This is a genomic window from Skermanella aerolata KACC 11604, assembly GCF_000936425.1.
Classification (GTDB): domain Bacteria; phylum Pseudomonadota; class Alphaproteobacteria; order Azospirillales; family Azospirillaceae; genus Skermanella; species Skermanella aerolata.
Window position 1 is genome coordinate 18,673 of the sequence record NZ_AVFK01000040.1, and the last position, 14,675, is coordinate 33,347.

The 14,675-nt window shown below is 63.7% G+C and carries 10 protein-coding genes; 6 read left to right on the forward strand and 4 right to left on the reverse strand.

Annotated features, from left to right (window positions below):
• Positions 1–343: 343 nt before the first annotated feature.
• Both N826_RS30970 and N826_RS30975 read left to right on the forward strand, forming a co-directional pair.
• Positions 344–2,989 (forward strand): autotransporter family protein, encoded by a 2,646-nt coding sequence (locus N826_RS30970; RefSeq protein WP_084721316.1) that lies wholly within the window; start codon positions 344–346, stop codon positions 2,987–2,989.
• A gap of 172 nt (positions 2,990–3,161) precedes the next feature.
• Entirely contained in the window at positions 3,162–5,609 is a 2,448-nt protein-coding gene (locus N826_RS30975) for a hypothetical protein (RefSeq protein WP_147041110.1), read from the forward strand.
• Between the two features lie 15 nt (positions 5,610–5,624).
• Here N826_RS30975 and N826_RS30980 read toward each other — a convergent pair whose 3' ends face one another.
• Together N826_RS30980 and N826_RS30985 are read right to left on the reverse strand one after the other, a co-directional pair.
• Complete coding sequence (locus tag N826_RS30980; protein WP_044435398.1) at positions 5,625–7,259, reverse strand: sulfatase-like hydrolase/transferase; 1,635 nt, start codon at positions 7,257–7,259, stop codon at positions 5,625–5,627.
• The gene (locus N826_RS30985; RefSeq protein ID WP_044435400.1) at positions 7,234–8,082 is read right to left on the reverse strand and encodes a VanZ family protein; all 849 of its coding nucleotides are present in this window, start codon (positions 8,080–8,082) and stop codon (positions 7,234–7,236) included. Before N826_RS30985 ends, N826_RS30980 begins: the two co-directional genes overlap by 26 nt.
• Positions 8,083–8,344: 262 nt before the next feature.
• On the opposite strand from N826_RS30985, the gene N826_RS30990 reads away from it, so the two are divergent.
• Positions 8,345–9,025 carry a class I SAM-dependent methyltransferase gene (locus N826_RS30990; protein WP_169789440.1) on the forward strand — a complete coding sequence of 227 codons (681 nt, stop codon included), beginning with the start codon at positions 8,345–8,347 and terminating at the stop codon, positions 9,023–9,025.
• 22 nt (positions 9,026–9,047) lie between these two features.
• Entirely contained in the window at positions 9,048–9,953 is a 906-nt protein-coding gene (locus N826_RS30995; protein WP_044435443.1) for an NAD-dependent epimerase/dehydratase family protein, read from the forward strand.
• On the opposite strand, the gene N826_RS31000 is transcribed toward N826_RS30995, so the two are convergent.
• Positions 9,893–10,954 carry a glycosyltransferase family 2 protein gene (locus N826_RS31000; RefSeq protein ID WP_084721318.1) on the reverse strand — a complete coding sequence of 354 codons (1,062 nt, stop codon included), beginning with the start codon at positions 10,952–10,954 and terminating at the stop codon, positions 9,893–9,895. The genes N826_RS30995 and N826_RS31000 overlap by 61 nt on opposite strands.
• 84 nt (positions 10,955–11,038) lie before the next feature.
• Complete coding sequence (locus N826_RS31005) at positions 11,039–12,097, reverse strand: glycosyltransferase family 2 protein (protein ID WP_063772343.1); 1,059 nt, start codon at positions 12,095–12,097, stop codon at positions 11,039–11,041.
• A 514-nt stretch (positions 12,098–12,611) separates the two neighbouring features.
• On the opposite strand from N826_RS31005, the gene rfbB reads away from it, so the two are divergent.
• Together rfbB and rfbD are read left to right on the forward strand one after the other, a co-directional pair.
• Positions 12,612–13,697, forward strand: coding sequence for a dTDP-glucose 4,6-dehydratase (gene rfbB / locus N826_RS31010; RefSeq protein WP_044435404.1), 1,086 nt, complete (start codon positions 12,612–12,614; stop codon positions 13,695–13,697).
• Positions 13,697–14,671 (forward strand): dTDP-4-dehydrorhamnose reductase, encoded by a 975-nt coding sequence (gene rfbD / locus N826_RS31015; protein WP_044435406.1) that lies wholly within the window; start codon positions 13,697–13,699, stop codon positions 14,669–14,671. The genes rfbB and rfbD overlap by 1 nt, the downstream gene beginning before the upstream one ends.
• Positions 14,672–14,675: the final 4 nt, after the last annotated feature.

Consider the following 14,675-nt stretch of genomic DNA (forward strand, 5'->3'; position numbering starts at 1 on the left):
GATAACTTCCTGAACCCGAGATGGGTGATGGACCGGCTGCACGCCGGTTAACACCACAGACAGCGCGGTACTATCAGCGCGAGAAATAAACTTTACCTTAACGCTGATGCAGGCTGCCGTCCGGGGCGGCCGAGGCGGTGACGCTCCTAGGTTAAAAGAGAGTTTCTATTACTGGACTCTACCATATCGAGTGACGTGAAAGTCACAAATTTGCCCGGTTGTGCGATGTCGCACGCCATGGGACATATAAACCCTTGCAAGCTCTCTTTTGAATGTTTACTCCTTTCGATACGCAGTTCGAAATTTTCAGAGCTTTGCCGCATTCGCCGCAGGGGGCTAATTTATGTTGATTAACAAACGCCAAAGGAAGCAGGCGGTACTGCTTGCAACTACGTCGGTATTCGCGTTTACCGCGGTATTCTCGGGTGTCGGCAGCGCTTTCGCGGAAGTCAGATCGGTTACGGCGGTGGCCACGGTCCGGACGACGTCGAACATCGCCGCGTCGGACACCATCGTCGGCACCCCAAGCGCTCCCGTGGCGATCGAGCTGATCGGCGGCGGCACGGTCGAGAACAGGGGAACGATCCGCGGTCTGGCCAATGCTTCCGCAATCGTCGTCACCGGCGTTGCCTCCGCCGCGACGAAGATCGACAACTACGGTACGATCGAAGCCAGCAAGACGGCGGGCAACACTGCCCGTGACGTCGCTGCGATCTACCTGAACAGCCGCGCCGACATCATCAATCGCTCCACCGGCGCCATCAAGGGCACCGGCGGCGCCGACGGCATCATCGTGGCGACCGACGTAGCCAATGGCGATGCAGGCGGCTCGACGATCACCAACGAAAATGGCGGCGTGATCTCCTCCGACAGCGGTAATGCGATCTCGGTCTACGGATCGATGCGCAGCATCACCAACAGCGGCAAGATCATCTCCGAGACCGGCACGGCGATCTATCTCGGCGCCAAGGGCGAGATCACCGACGGCATCACCAACACGTCGACCGGCTTGATCCAGGGCGGTCCCGCCGATGGATCGGGCAAGGCGATCGACGCGTCGCTCAGCTCGGCCAACCTGACGATCAACAACGCCGGCACCATCGTCGGCCAGATCCTGTTCGGCACGGGCACCGACACGCTGAACGTCACCGGCGGCAAGATCACCGGCAACGTCACCGGCGACTCGAAGGATATCGTCAACTTCAACCTCGGCTCGGGTTCGTTCACGACAGCCGGCCAGTTCGTCGGCATCGGCACGATCAACGCCAACAGCGGCACGACGACGCTGGCCCAGGCCGTGACGGGGGCCTCCGCCTTCAACATCAAGTCCGGCGCCACGGTCAAGCAGTCCGCTTCGATCGCCGCGACGACGGTGACGAACGCGGGCACGCTGAACGTCGGTTCGTCCAAGCAGACGATCACCGGCAACTACGTCCAGACCGGCACCCTCGCGCTGACGATCACCGATGCAGCCAACGGCTCGCTGTCGGTTTCCGGGACTGCCGACGTCAAGGGCCAGATCGCTCCCGATACCAAGACCTCGCGGACGCTCCCCGTCGCACCGGGCACATCCTTCACGGTGCTGGAGTCGGCCGGCACGCTTACCGCCACCGACGTCAAGCTGGACAACACGAACACGCTTGAGAAGTTCGTCGTATCCAAGTCGGGCAACTTGCTGAACCTTACCCGTGAATTCGGTCTTGCTGCCGACGCTCCGGCCCAGCAGGCCATCAACGGCCTCAAGTCCGGCGCGATCTCTACCGGCGGCGATCCGTCCGTCGGCCAGTCCGTCGTCGCCTTGGAAAGGGCGCTCGGCACCCTGGTCGACAGTGCGGGCGGCATTCAGGGTCGTATCAACACGGTCGGCGCGACGTCGTCTCTCGGCAGCATCCTGTCGATCCTCCAGGGTTCGACCACGACGATCAACGGCACGACGGTTACGCTGACGCAGGCTCAGGTCAACGACATCGTCAGCCAGTTCGTTCAGGAACTGACCCCGTCCTTCAGCATCTCGGCGACCAGCGCCGGGGTGACGAACTCCATCGGCGCCTCCTCGTCCTCCACCATCAGCAACCGTGTCGCTTCGCTGCGCGGCGCGGACAGCCAGACTGGTATGGCCGCCGGTGACATGGTCGGCCGTGGCATCGAGCTGTGGGCGCTGCCCTACCTGTCCACCTTCACGCAGGACCTGAAGGACGGCGTTTCGGGCTATAAGGCCGACAGCCGTGGCATCACGATCGGTGCGGATACGGTGGTTGCCGACAACCTTCGTGTCGGTCTGGCCGTCGGTTACGCCAACACCGATCTCGACGGGAAGAACGCTTCCCTCGGCGATACCTCGGAAATCGACAGCTATCAGGTCACTCTGTACGCCAGCTATAACCCGGCTCCCTGGTTCGTCGATGTCCAGCTGGGCTACGGCTTCAACCAGAACGACCAGACCCGGAAGTTCAGCGTTGTCCAGGCTTCGAGCGGCTTCAGCTCGATCGAGAATCTGACGGCCGACTACGACTCGTCGTCGTATCGCGCTCGTATCAGCGGCGGGTTGACCAAGACCTTCAACGGCGTCGATCTGACCCCGAACCTGTTCATGCAGTACACCTACTCAGAGACGGACTCCTACAAGGAAAGCGGCTCGAACGGTGTCAACATGTCTGCCTCGGACACGACCTCGGTCCTGGGTGGTATCGGGTTGAAGATCGCCTACCCGGTCGCGGTCGAGGGTGGTCGCCTGATCCCGGAACTGCGCGTCGGCTACACGCGTGAGTTCAACGACGACGCTCCGACCACGCCGTTCAGCATGGTCAACCTTCCGGAACTGTCTTCGACGATCCGTGGCGCCAAGCCGAGCCAGAACATCTACAATGTCGGTCTCGGCCTGACCTTCCTGTCGAACGACAAGCTGTCGATCTCGGGCAACTACGATTACCAGGGCACCGACTCCAGCGACGGTCATGTCGGCTACCTGCGCGTCAAGTACAAGTTCTGATCCAGATCGGGTCCGGCCTCGGCCGATTTCCTGATCTCCAATCGTCAGGGCTGAAGAAGCGGGGGTTCCATCTTGCGGGATGGAGCCCTCGTTTCTTTTTGGATGAACCGATGCGGGGCAACCGGCGCATGCTGCCGGTACGGAGGGGATAAACCGCAGAAAGGCCGAAAGCTTGGGATTACGCAGCCTCCTCCATCATCCGGTCATTCCGGCACTCTGTGGCGTTCTGCTGTTCTCCGCCGTAGCCCAGGCTGGCGAGCCGGCAGAGCGTTCAGCCTTGCGCCTCCGCCTGGAACGGGCGGCTGAGTCGAAGACGTTCGGTGCCGAGTCGCTGCATGTGGCGGCTAATCTGCTCACGACCGAAGCATTCGACGCTCCCGCCGATGTCATGCCGGATCTGTTTGAGCGGATGATGCATCCGGTCGAGACAGCCACCGGCGCCGCTGCACTAGCCGATGAGGTCGTCGGAAAACTGGAGCTGGCCGGCCTGCCGGAAAGTTTGCGGACAGGGAAACCGCCTTCCGGTCCGGTGCTGGCTCCCTCCGGACTGGAAAAGGTGCTGGCTGGTTACGCGGGGCGAACCGCCGACCTTCTCGCGAAGTTTCCGGAGGCGCCATCATGCTGCGATCCCGACGCCATCCTTGACGATATCCGGACGGGAGGGCCGACCGAAGCGATACTGGGGGCAGCAGGGGGAGCGGAGACCGGCGCTGCCGCCCGGCTTCTTGCCCCCTCCTTCATTTCCAATGCGCTCGCCCTGGCCGGTGACCTGTCGGCAATCCAAGCCGGGAACGCTGGGGAAAGAAGGTCTTTGACCACGCTCTGGGGAAGGATCCTGATCGGATCGGCCGGTGACGATCATCATCCGATCGACAAGGATATCATCCTGATCCTCGATCCTGCCGGCAACGACACCTATGCCTTTTCCGGCCCTGTCGTGAACAGCCAGTTGACGATCCTGGACCTGAAGGGGAACGACCGTTACCTCGGCGCTTCGCTTGCGGTTCGGGCGCTGGTCGCCCTGATCGATCTCGACGGCGATGATATGCACGACGGAACCATCGGAGCGCAGGGAGCGGCGCTCGGCGGCGTGGCGCTGTTGCTCGACTGGTCGGGCAATGACCGGTATGCCGCACGAACGTTCTCCCAGGCGGCAGCGGCGGAGGGAGTTGCCGTTCTGATCGATGGAGCGGGAGACGACAGCTTCGAGATAGACGAGCGCGGCCAAGCGTTCGGCCAGGTCGGCGGAACGGCGCTGTTGTGGGAGCTTGGCGGCAACGACCGGTATCGTGCCGGCGGGCCGGATGACACCCTTGGACGCGATGCGCGTCTCAGTCAGGCGCAGGGTATGGGCACCGGTTTGCGGGCCAGCCACGGCGGAGGGATCGGCGTCCTGCGCGACGACTCCGGGAACGACTCTTACGCGGTCGAGATGTTCGGCCAGGGGGCCGGCTATTTCCAGGGAATCGGCGTGCTGTCCGATGCGGCGGGTGACGACCGCTATGACGGCGTCCGTTATGTCCAGGGCGCCGGCGTGCATGGCGCCATCGGGCTTTTGGCGGATGGCGGCGGCACCGACTCATATCTGGCCGTGCAGGGTGTCGGCCAGGGCATGGGGCTCGACATGGGTCTGGGTGCCCTGGAAGACGATGGCGGCGACGACGCCTACGAGGCTGGAAGTCTGGCGCAGGGGGCGGGCACCGCCAACGGCATGGGGTTCCTGCTGGACGGCGGCGGCTCCGACCGCTTCTCGCTCGGGTCGAACGGCTGGGGGCAGGACCATGCCGCGCGTGGCCTGCCCGGACCGTCCTTCCTGATCGGCGCGGACGACTCCGACAGGTTCACACGAGGAGGCGAGGCCGTTGCCGTAGATCCGGACCGGATCGACGGGCCGGCGGGTGGCGTGCCCTACCGGCGCGATCCGCCCGGCGACTATGCCTGTCCGGCTTTTGCATCGGCGCCGGTTCCTTCGGTCGATCCGGGCGACGTGCCGGACGACCTTACCGGACTGATCCGGCGAAGCGCACCGATGCACGGACAGGGCGTCGAGGCCATGATCGCCCTGGAGTCCATCGGGCGCCTGCTGCCCGGCCATGTCCCGGAATTGCTTCGGGCGGTACCGGACCGTGACTTCGCGACGGCCTTCTCGCTGCTTCAGGCGATCCGCTGCCATCTGCTTGCCGCTTCTGCCGAATACCGGTCCGCCGCCTGGGATGGCGTGCTGATGGACATGGCTGCACGCCATCCCGCCAGCCAGCCCTGGCTGCACGCCCGTCTGATGGCGCTTTCGCGTCCATCCGGGTCTTCGATGCAGGATGGCAGGCTCCGCGACGGTATCGGGCGACTGACGTCGCATCCCTCCTGCGCCGCCCGGTCGGCGGCCTTGGAACTCGCCCGCGGCGCGGTCGAACCGGGCATTCCGCTGTCCGAGTGGCTGGAAGGGCCAGTCCGCGACGCTCTCGCCGACCCATGCCTGCGCCTGCCGGCCGAGGCGCTGCGGCTGCTCGACCGGATCGGCGATCCGGCTTCAACCGCGCGATTCTCGGACCTGATCGGGCAGTTGCCCAAGTTTCTCTCCGATCCCGCAATCCGGGCCGGCATCCAGCCACCGCCGGGATGAGGACCGGCGCGGCAATCAGGGGACCGGTGTCATGACCAGCCAGTCGCTCCAGCGGTCGTCGCGGCCAGCCGGGCCGACGCGGATCCGGACCTGTCCATAGGGCAGGATGTAGTTCTTCCAATAGGCCGGGTCCACCGGCCCCAGCTCCCTCGACGTACCGGTGGCCTCCAGCTCTCCCTTCAGGCTCAACATCCCGTCTCCGGCCTGATACTGGATGACATAGGCGGCTTCGGGCTTGCCGTCCCACGCCATTCGGAAGCCGTGGGCGACCGCGTCCAGCGTCACCGGACCGCTCGTGGCGGGAACGCGCCAGACCGGGACTTCCACGTCGCCGTCATGGGCGGCCGCTTCAGGAAGCACGATCCTGCGGGACGCGAACGCGGTTTCCAGCGGCTGGGAAAGCCGCGCGACGATATCCGGATGCTGGCCGGCAAGGTCGTTCATCTCTCCCGGATCGGCCTGGAGGTCATAGAGCCTCCGGTCGGACACGGCACCGTCGAGGTGGAAGAGGTGGAGTTTCCACCGGCCGTCGACGATGGCGGTCCGGAACTCCCGGATGGCGTCCGGGTCGGGTTCCTGGAAGCCGGCCTTGCTGGTCAACCCCATCCATGAATATGCGGCGGCCGTGCCCGGGCTCAGCAGGTCGCGCCCTTCCAGCGGCATCCCGGGTTTCATGCCCAGCCGGCTCATCACCGTCGGCATGATGTCCCGGTGGTCGGTCGGCGCGTCGATGACCTGGCCGCCCTTCGTTGCGGAAGCGCCTTCCGGAACCCAGACGAAGAGCGGAATATGGACCAGTTCTTCATACAGGTGACCGTCATGGGTGGTCGAGGCGTGACCGACATGGCCACGCTCCAGGTGCTCGTCCCCATGGTCGGCGGTCACCACGAGGATGGTGTTCTCCGACAGTCCGCTCGATTGGAAGAAGCTCCAGAACTCTCCGAACCACGAGTCGAATTCCCGGTAGGTCGCCGTATGGAGCGCCGCCACGGCGGCGGCGTCGGTCGGTTCGAAGGCGACCGTTCCACTCCGGATGGTCGGCTGGTTCATGACCGCCTCCATCCGCGCCAGTGCGGCCTTGTCTCCCGCCGGCAGCAGCGATTCCAGGTCGGGCATGGATCCCGGCGGCGGCTTGTACGGCAGATGGGTGGCGAGATAGTGATACCAGAGCGCGAAGGGTGAGCGCGCGTCCCCTTGCAGCCGGAGCCAGGGAACCGGTTCTTCGCCCGGTTCGATCGCCAGTCCCAGCCCCCGGAAGGTATCGATCTGCATGAAACTCTGAAGCCCTCTCACCCGCCAGCCGGCATCGGACAAAGTTTCGAGGGGCGTCTTCCAGTCGGATGGGACCGATTGGCGCTGCGCATGGACCCCCTGTGCGAAGGAACCGGTACCCGTCAGCACCGAGATGACGTTGGGCGCCGTCCAGGCCGAGATGGTCCGGTGGCTGGAGAACCGCAGCCCCGAACGCGCCGCCGCCAGCAGGTTGGGCGTCACATCGGGCCTGATGAAATCGGCGCGAAAGCTTTCCACCGTAAGGACGATCAGGTTGAGCCGCTCCGGCTTTCCGTACCGCGTCCAGGTGACGTATCCCGCTCCGCCAAGCAGGAGCAGGGCGGCGGCGATGCTAGCGAAAAACCAGCGGCGTGACATGGGGGATCACCGGGTAAAGGATGAAGGGAAGGGTGATCCATACGATCACCCTGCAAAGGTGACGGATGCCGGAGCAGGATCTGCCGGCCCGAACCAGAACCATCAGGGCGACGCCGCCGGGCAGTATCGGTGCTCCGGTCCAGACCGGGGGCGGCACGTTCAGAAGTCCGCCCCAGTCGTATACCGCCAAGCCCAGGACCAGATAGGCCAGCGCCCCAAGTTGAAATGCCAGCGCGGCACCGATGACCGGGGGGAGGTGGAAGGGACCTGGAGCCCCGCGCCACAGACCCGATCCTGCGGCCATCAGCGCACCGGCGGCTCCGGCGGTGCCGTTGACGGCCATATCGCGCAAGCCGTAGGTGCGACTGGGGTGGAGACCTTGGAGCATCTCGTCGTGAATCCCGAAGATCAGGGTGATCACGACGGTTGCCGCCGTCAAAGCCGCGCCTCCCAAGTGGTCGGAAAGCGCCCGGCGCAGCACCAGAGCCAGCAGGAAATATTGCGGGACGTGGATGCGCTTCGCGGGATATTCAGGATCCGTGAGGGCCAGTCCCAGCAAGGCGAGCGCAAGTCCCGCGATCAGAAGAACGGGATTTATCCGGATATCACGCCGTCCGACGACAATCCATCCGCCCGCCAGGACCAGCGCCGATGCGAGTGCCGCGAAGGGGATCAGTGCCGCCCGTCCGGCACCGATCGACTCGACCAGAACAGCCCAGAGTTCGAAGGTATTGACGTACGCTACCACCAGCAGCGCCGCCAGCGGATAGAGCAGTCTTCCCGAGCGGGACCTTGGCTCCGGGGCTGGATCCCTGCCGGTCATCTCAGGGAATCACAAGAATTTAACGGTTTATTCATAAACATAAAAGCCTTCTCAACCAAAGAACACGATAATGATTAAAGTCAAGAATGCGTCAACTCAACAAAAATGTTGGTGACGGTATTTGGGCAAGCGGTCATAAAAAAGATATGAGCTGAATTTCTCTGCATATCTGAATACTTAGGCATGGAATCATCGTGCCCGCAAAGGACCGGACGCCGCCTTCATGTCGTATGCGGAACTTACATACAGATCGCACAACCCCTTGAAACGTTTGGTTCAGGCCAATCGCTATCGAGCCATGCTCCGGCTGATCGATCCGAAAGCGCCGGTTTCGGTGCTCGACTATGGCTGTGGCGACGGTTTCTTCCTGCGCCTCCTGCGTGCCAGGGGCGTATCGCCCGACCGGCTGGTCGGGTTCGAGCCTTTCGGTTCCATGGCCGCACAGTTCCCTACCGGTCCCGGCTGTCCGGACCTGATCGGCGACCCGGCCGGCCTGGAGAGATTGGCGGGAAGGCGTTTTTCCCATATCTTCTGCATGGAAGTGCTGGAGCACCTGGACGATGCCACGATCGAGGTCGCCCTTGACAGGATCGCCGCCCTGGCGTCTCCCGAGACAAGGATCGTCATGACTGTTCCCTGCGAACTAGGGCTGGCGGGGGCATTGAAATGCCTGTTCCGCAAGGCGCGCGGAACCGAGGATGTCGGTTGGCAGACCATCCGGTCCGTCCTGCTGGGTCATCCACCCGGCAGGCTGGTCAGCGATACGCCCGAAGGACCCTATATCTATTCCCATATAGGGTTCGACCAGCGCCGTCTGGCGACTCGGCTGGCCGGCCGGTTCCGGATCGAGCGGACCGTCGGCGTGCCGTTCAGCAGGCTGCCTGCCGTGGTCAACAACGAAACGGCGTTTCTTTGCCGGTTGAGCCAGGACGTCAAATCATGAATGCCGAACCATGAATGGTCCGATGCCACCGGACAGCCCGCCCCTCGACCCCGCGCCCGTGCTGGTGCTGGGAGCAAGCAGCCTGGTCGGTCCTTTCCTGGTCGAGCGGCTGACGGATGCCGGCCGGACCGGCATATGTACCGGCCGCCGCTCCGACTCCGGCGAAATCCGGTTGCCTCCCGCGTTCACGTGGCGTCGCCTCGACGTCACGGACCCTGCCGACTGGGCGGTTGAACCGGGGACGGCGGTGCTGTCGCTCCTGCCGCTCTGGCTTCTGCCGGCGCTGCTGCCACGCCTGTCATGCGCCGGACAGATCGTCGCATTGGGATCGACCAGCGTGCTCGCGAAATCGGACAGCGCCGATCCGGCGGAACGGGATCTGGCGCGCCGGCTGGGTGAGGCCGAGTCGGAGATCGTGACCTTCTGTGGCTCGGCCGGCCTGCGCTGGACGATCCTGAGACCGACGCTGATCCATGATGGCCGCCGCGACGCCAATGTGACGGCCATCGCAAGGGTCATCAGGCGCTTCGGTTTCTTCCCCGTGGGGGCTCCGGCTTCGGGTCTGCGTCAGCCGATCCATGCCGACGACGTTGCGGCCGCCATGCTGGCCGCACTCGACAACGATCGGGCAAGCGGAAAATCGATCAATCTTCCGGGTAGCGAAACGCTTACATACAGGGAGATGGTCCGGCGCGTCTTCGTCGCCCTCGACCGTCCCGTACGGATCGTGCCCCTTCCTGTTTCCCTGCTTGCGGCGGGGATCGGGCTGGTCCGGAGAGTGACCGGGGTCGAGTATAGCCCCGCTCTGTTCGCGCGGATGAACCAGGACCTGTCGTTCGACGACAGCGAAGCCGTCCGGTGCCTGGGCTATGCGGCGCGGCCCTTCCGTCCGTCTTTCCCGCCGCTTCGATCGGTGCCAATGGATTGAAACGCGCCGGTCCGCCGGAACAGGGCCGCCATCGTGCCGACCGTCGACGTTTTTATCAGACTGGCGAGCCGAATCACGAAGTAGCACCATACCAGCACGTTGACGGCCGTCAGGAAGAGATCGGGATACAGGCCCGTGAAGTTCTTGCGAAAATACTGAGTAAAACCGCGTGCCTTGTACCATTCGATCCGCACGGCCGACGCATCGCTCGTACTCTTGTAGTGGACGATGCTTACCTGGGGTACGAACAGGACGCCGCCACCCGCCTTGGCGATTGAGAAGCACAGATCCAGGTCTTCCACGTGGAGATAGTAGCGCTCGTCCATTCCACCGATCAGCCGGTAGTCGTCGAGCGGCATCAGCATGCAGGCGCCGCTCACCGCCGGCACCACGCAGGTCTGCTCCGGCAGCGGCTGGTCGTGCTGGTTCAGCCGGCGGAAATAGGGGTGGTTCGGAGCCAGCCGGTCCAGCCGCAACGCTTCGACCAGCGTCAGCCACGGCGTCGGCAACTCGCGGCGGGAACCGCGCTGGTCGGTGCCGTCCGGATTGACGATACGGCAACCGGCAACCCACGGGCGGACGGCCCCTTCGGTCGCCTGGATCAGGTCGCGCAGTGCGTCGCGCTGGAGAACGCAGTCCGGGTTGAGAAGAAGCAGATATTCTCCGCAGGCATTCCGCGCGCCCAGGTTGCAGGCGGCGGCGTAGCCGATATTGCCGTGACCTGTAAGCAAGCTCAGCCGTGGATCGGTGAGGGCGCGGACTTTCAGCGCTTCGGTCACCTCTTCAGGATTTCCGTTATCGACCAGGATCATCTCGAGATCGATGTTTTGCGCCAGTACCGCATCGATCGCTTCGTCCAGCTCCGGTCCGGTATGGAAACTGACCATGACGATGCTGATCTGGACGGCCTGCGCTGCCGGGGCGGCTTCCGACCCTGTGGAAGCAGCGGATGGTAAAGGCGTACGGCGCCGCCTCGTATCGAGATAAACAACCTTGTTCATTGAAATGGCCCAATTGGAAAATTGTTAAATTTACTTAAAAGACTTGGAAAGAGGGTGCTATCCGGACCGGGTCGTTTTTCCTCCTCAGCGTGTCGGGGAAGGATGTGCGGGTTGGAGGTCGGCCGACGGAACGGCTGTTGATGCGGGCAGCCGTGTTCTGGACCGCCTGCCGAGCAGGCCGCCGATCGACCAGTCCATCCGGCTCGCCAGACCAGTCACCGAGACGACGCGCCGCGCCTGGACGATCCGGCGGCTGGCGAGGACGTCGCCCATGCCGCCAAGTGCGTCACGCAGCCCGCGCAGCATGGCGTCCGCTTCCCCCAGGAGGAGCGCACGCAGCAGCAGCAATGCGTTGAGCACCGCATGGACCGGCAGAAGCGGCACCAGCAGCGCGGCCGGCATGTTCTTGACGAACATCCAGATCCGGTTACGTGTGCTGTGATACGTGGCGAAGGCGCTACGCCGCCCTGTGATCGCGGAGCCGACATGGTGGACGCGGGCGCCCGCCACTTGGATGCAGTTGTGCCCAAGAAGGCGCAGCCTGAAGCCGAGGTCGACATCTTCGCAGTAGCAGAAGAAGCTTTCGTCGAACCCGCCCGCATCCAGAAACGCATCGCGGCGATAGAGCGCTGCCGCGGCGCAGGGGGCGAATACCTCCCCCTCCGGCGGAAGGCTGTCCACCGGAGCGCCATGATGTCCGCGCCAGACCAGCCCGCTGGCATGGTAGACGTCGCCGGCGCCGTCGAGTCGCTGGGCATCGGCGGCGTCGAGCTGCGTCGATCCGAACATGGCGGTACCGGGGTGGCGGCGCGTGGCGCCCATCAGTTCCGCAAGCCATTCCGGCTCTGGAAAGGCATCGGGGTTCAGGGTCGCGATCCAGTGTGTCGCGACCTCGCGCGCGGCCAGATTGTTGGCGGCGGCGAAGCCCAGGTTGGATCCCGGGACCACGATGCGTACCCGCCCGAACGCGACGACAGGCAGATCTTCAATGCCGGTCAGGGAGCCATCCGTCGAGCCATTGTCGACGATGAGGATTTCCTGCGGGGACACCGTTTGGTCGCCAAGCGTCTCCAGACAGCGGCGCAGCAACGAGCCGCCATTGAAGTTCACGATGATGACGCTGACGGGGGCCACGACCGACACGACAGGGATCCCTCGTTTGCGCTGCTTGCGCGACTACGGGAACTTCCGAAAGTAATATTCATCTTATAAGAGAAAAGGCGAGCCGGGCAACGTCAAAGTTCGAACTTCTCTGGGGAAGTAATCTGATTACGGACATACTCACTTCCATGAAAACTCATCGGAGTACTATACGCCGGAGAATACCTTAAAGGGCCGAGACCATCATTCATTGATCGTTCTGGTAGCGGATCGTAGTTAACGATCAGTTCACACTTTCGTGTTAGATACTTGTATATATTTCGGTCAAGGATGACATCGCATGGACATGGTCCTCTGCGGTGAAGTTCATACTGTGTATAAGCGCGCGTTTCCCAATCGAGCGAAGGGTCAGGCCGGCCTGAATAGGCCGGAAGCCGGTGCTCTTATTCGTGAATTTCTGTCCTCTTGAGGGGCTGGTTCTTCATGGATGACGGTCATTTCTTAAACAGTCTTTGATCGTGAAAACCGTGCAACAGCAAGAAGTGGGAACTGAGCAATGAAGATCATCATCACTGGGGCTGCCGGTTTCATAGGTTCGGCAGTGTGCCGCCATCTTCTGCGCGAAACCAATGCATCGATCGTTTGCCTGGACAAGATGACCTATGCGGCACACCCAGATACGCTCACGCATATCGTCGATGGACATCGCGTCGTTTTTGAAAAGGTCGATATCTGCAACCGCGCGGAGGTGGAGCGCGTCTTCCGCGAACACAAGCCGGACGCAGTCATGCACCTGGCTGCCGAAAGCCACGTGGACCGGTCGATCGAGATCCCGGGCGTCTTCATCGAGACGAACGTGGTCGGCACCTATGTGATGCTGGAGGCGGCGCGCCACTACTGGTCGGGACTGGCCGAAGAGCGGCGGAACGGCTTTCGTTTCCACCACATTTCGACCGACGAGGTCTACGGCTCGCTTGGGGAAACCGGAAAGTTCACCGAGACGACTCCCTACGCGCCAAGCTCTCCCTATTCCGCAAGCAAGGCTTCGGCGGACCACCTCGTCCAGGCATGGCACCATACCCATGGCCTGCCGGTGGTCGTCAGCAACTGCTCCAACAACTACGGTCCCTATCAGTTTCCAGAGAAGCTGATCCCGCTGATGATCATCAACGCGCTGGAAGGCAAGCCGCTGCCGGTCTACGGCGCCGGCGCCAATGTCCGCGACTGGCTGTTCGTCGAGGACCATGCCGCGGCCCTGGTCCGTATCCTGACCGCGGGAAGGATCGGCGAGAAATACAATGTCGGCGGCAACGCGGAGCACAGCAACATCGAGGTCGTCCATACGATCTGCGACACGCTGGATGCCATGCTGCCGGTCAAGCGCCCTCGCCGCGACCTGATCGCCCATGTCGCCGACCGTCCCGGCCACGACCAGCGCTACGCGATCGACGCTACGAAGATAAAGAACGAACTGGGCTGGGAGCCCTCGGTCACGTTCGAGGCCGGCCTGCGCCGGACCATCGAATGGTACCTGACGCACCAGACATGGTGGCAGCCGCTGCGCTCCTCGATCTACGGGGGTCAGCGCCTTGGTCTCGGCGCCGCCGATTTCGCCCGCCGACTGGAGGTCGTGGCATCATAATGAAGATCAACGAAGCATATCCTGCCGAAAACTCCCTGGCCAACCGCCGGCTGATCCTGGTTTTCGGCCATAGCGGGCAGGTCGCGACGGCGCTCCGCGAAACCGGACTTCCCGCCGGATGGTCCGTCAGGACGGTCGGCCGCGCCGAGACCGATATCGTGGACGCCGCGGCCGTGGAGAAGATCGTCGCATCGAGCGGCGCCGATCTGGTCATCAACGCGGCCGCCTATACCGCCGTGGACCGGGCGGAAGGCGAACCCGAACTTGCCTTCGCGGTCAACCGCGACGGAGCGGCGCATGTCGCGCGGTCCTGTGCCGCCGCCGGGGTCCCGCTGATCCACATTTCGACCGACTACGTCTTCGACGGCAAGGCGTCCGGCCATGCCTATCGCGAGGGCGATCCGATCAACCCGCTGAGCGCCTATGGTGTCAGCAAGGCCGCTGGCGAGAACGCGGTGCGCGCGGCGGCGCCGCGCCACGCCATCGTCCGGACTTCCTGGATCTACGGTCCGCACGGCCAGAACTTCGTCCGCACGATGCTGCGGCTGGGGCAGGCGCGGCCGGAACTGGGCATCGTGGACGATCAGTACGGCTCGCCGACCGCGGCCGCCGACATCGCCGTCGCCTTGATCGCCATGGCGAAACGGATCCTGGTTGCGCCGGCCTCAGGCGACAGTTCGCTGTTCGGCACCTTCCACTTCTGCGGGACGGGCTGGACGACCTGGTACGGTCTGGCCTATGAAGTCTTCTCGCTCGCCAGCGCGCATGGCGGGGGAATGCCGGGGCTTCGGCCGATCTCGACGCTCGATTACCCGACACCGGCGGTCCGCCCCGTCAATTCCGTGCTGAACTGCCAGCGGCTCGCCGATGTCTACGGCATCACGGCGCCCCCATGGCGGACCAGCCTGAAGGACTGCGTCGACAAGCTTTGCGCCGAAGCGTCGCTGGCCGCGAAGGTGGAGGAGGCGGCCTAGAACC

What these genes read in the sequence shown, in the direction of transcription:
- N826_RS31000 (WP_084721318.1), bottom strand. Translation starts at nt 10,954, where the DNA reads ATGAACAAGGTTGTTTATCTCGATACGAGGCGGCGCCGTACGCCTTTA.
- N826_RS30970 (WP_084721316.1), top strand. Translation starts at nt 344, where the DNA reads ATGTTGATTAACAAACGCCAAAGGAAGCAGGCGGTACTGCTTGCAACT.
- rfbB (WP_044435404.1), top strand. Translation starts at nt 12,612, where the DNA reads ATGAAGATCATCATCACTGGGGCTGCCGGTTTCATAGGTTCGGCAGTG.
- rfbD (WP_044435406.1), top strand. Translation starts at nt 13,697, where the DNA reads ATGAAGATCAACGAAGCATATCCTGCCGAAAACTCCCTGGCCAACCGC.
- N826_RS30980 (WP_044435398.1), bottom strand. Translation starts at nt 7,259, where the DNA reads ATGTCACGCCGCTGGTTTTTCGCTAGCATCGCCGCCGCCCTGCTCCTG.
- N826_RS30985 (WP_044435400.1), bottom strand. Translation starts at nt 8,082, where the DNA reads ATGACCGGCAGGGATCCAGCCCCGGAGCCAAGGTCCCGCTCGGGAAGA.
- N826_RS30995 (WP_044435443.1), top strand. Translation starts at nt 9,048, where the DNA reads ATGCCACCGGACAGCCCGCCCCTCGACCCCGCGCCCGTGCTGGTGCTG.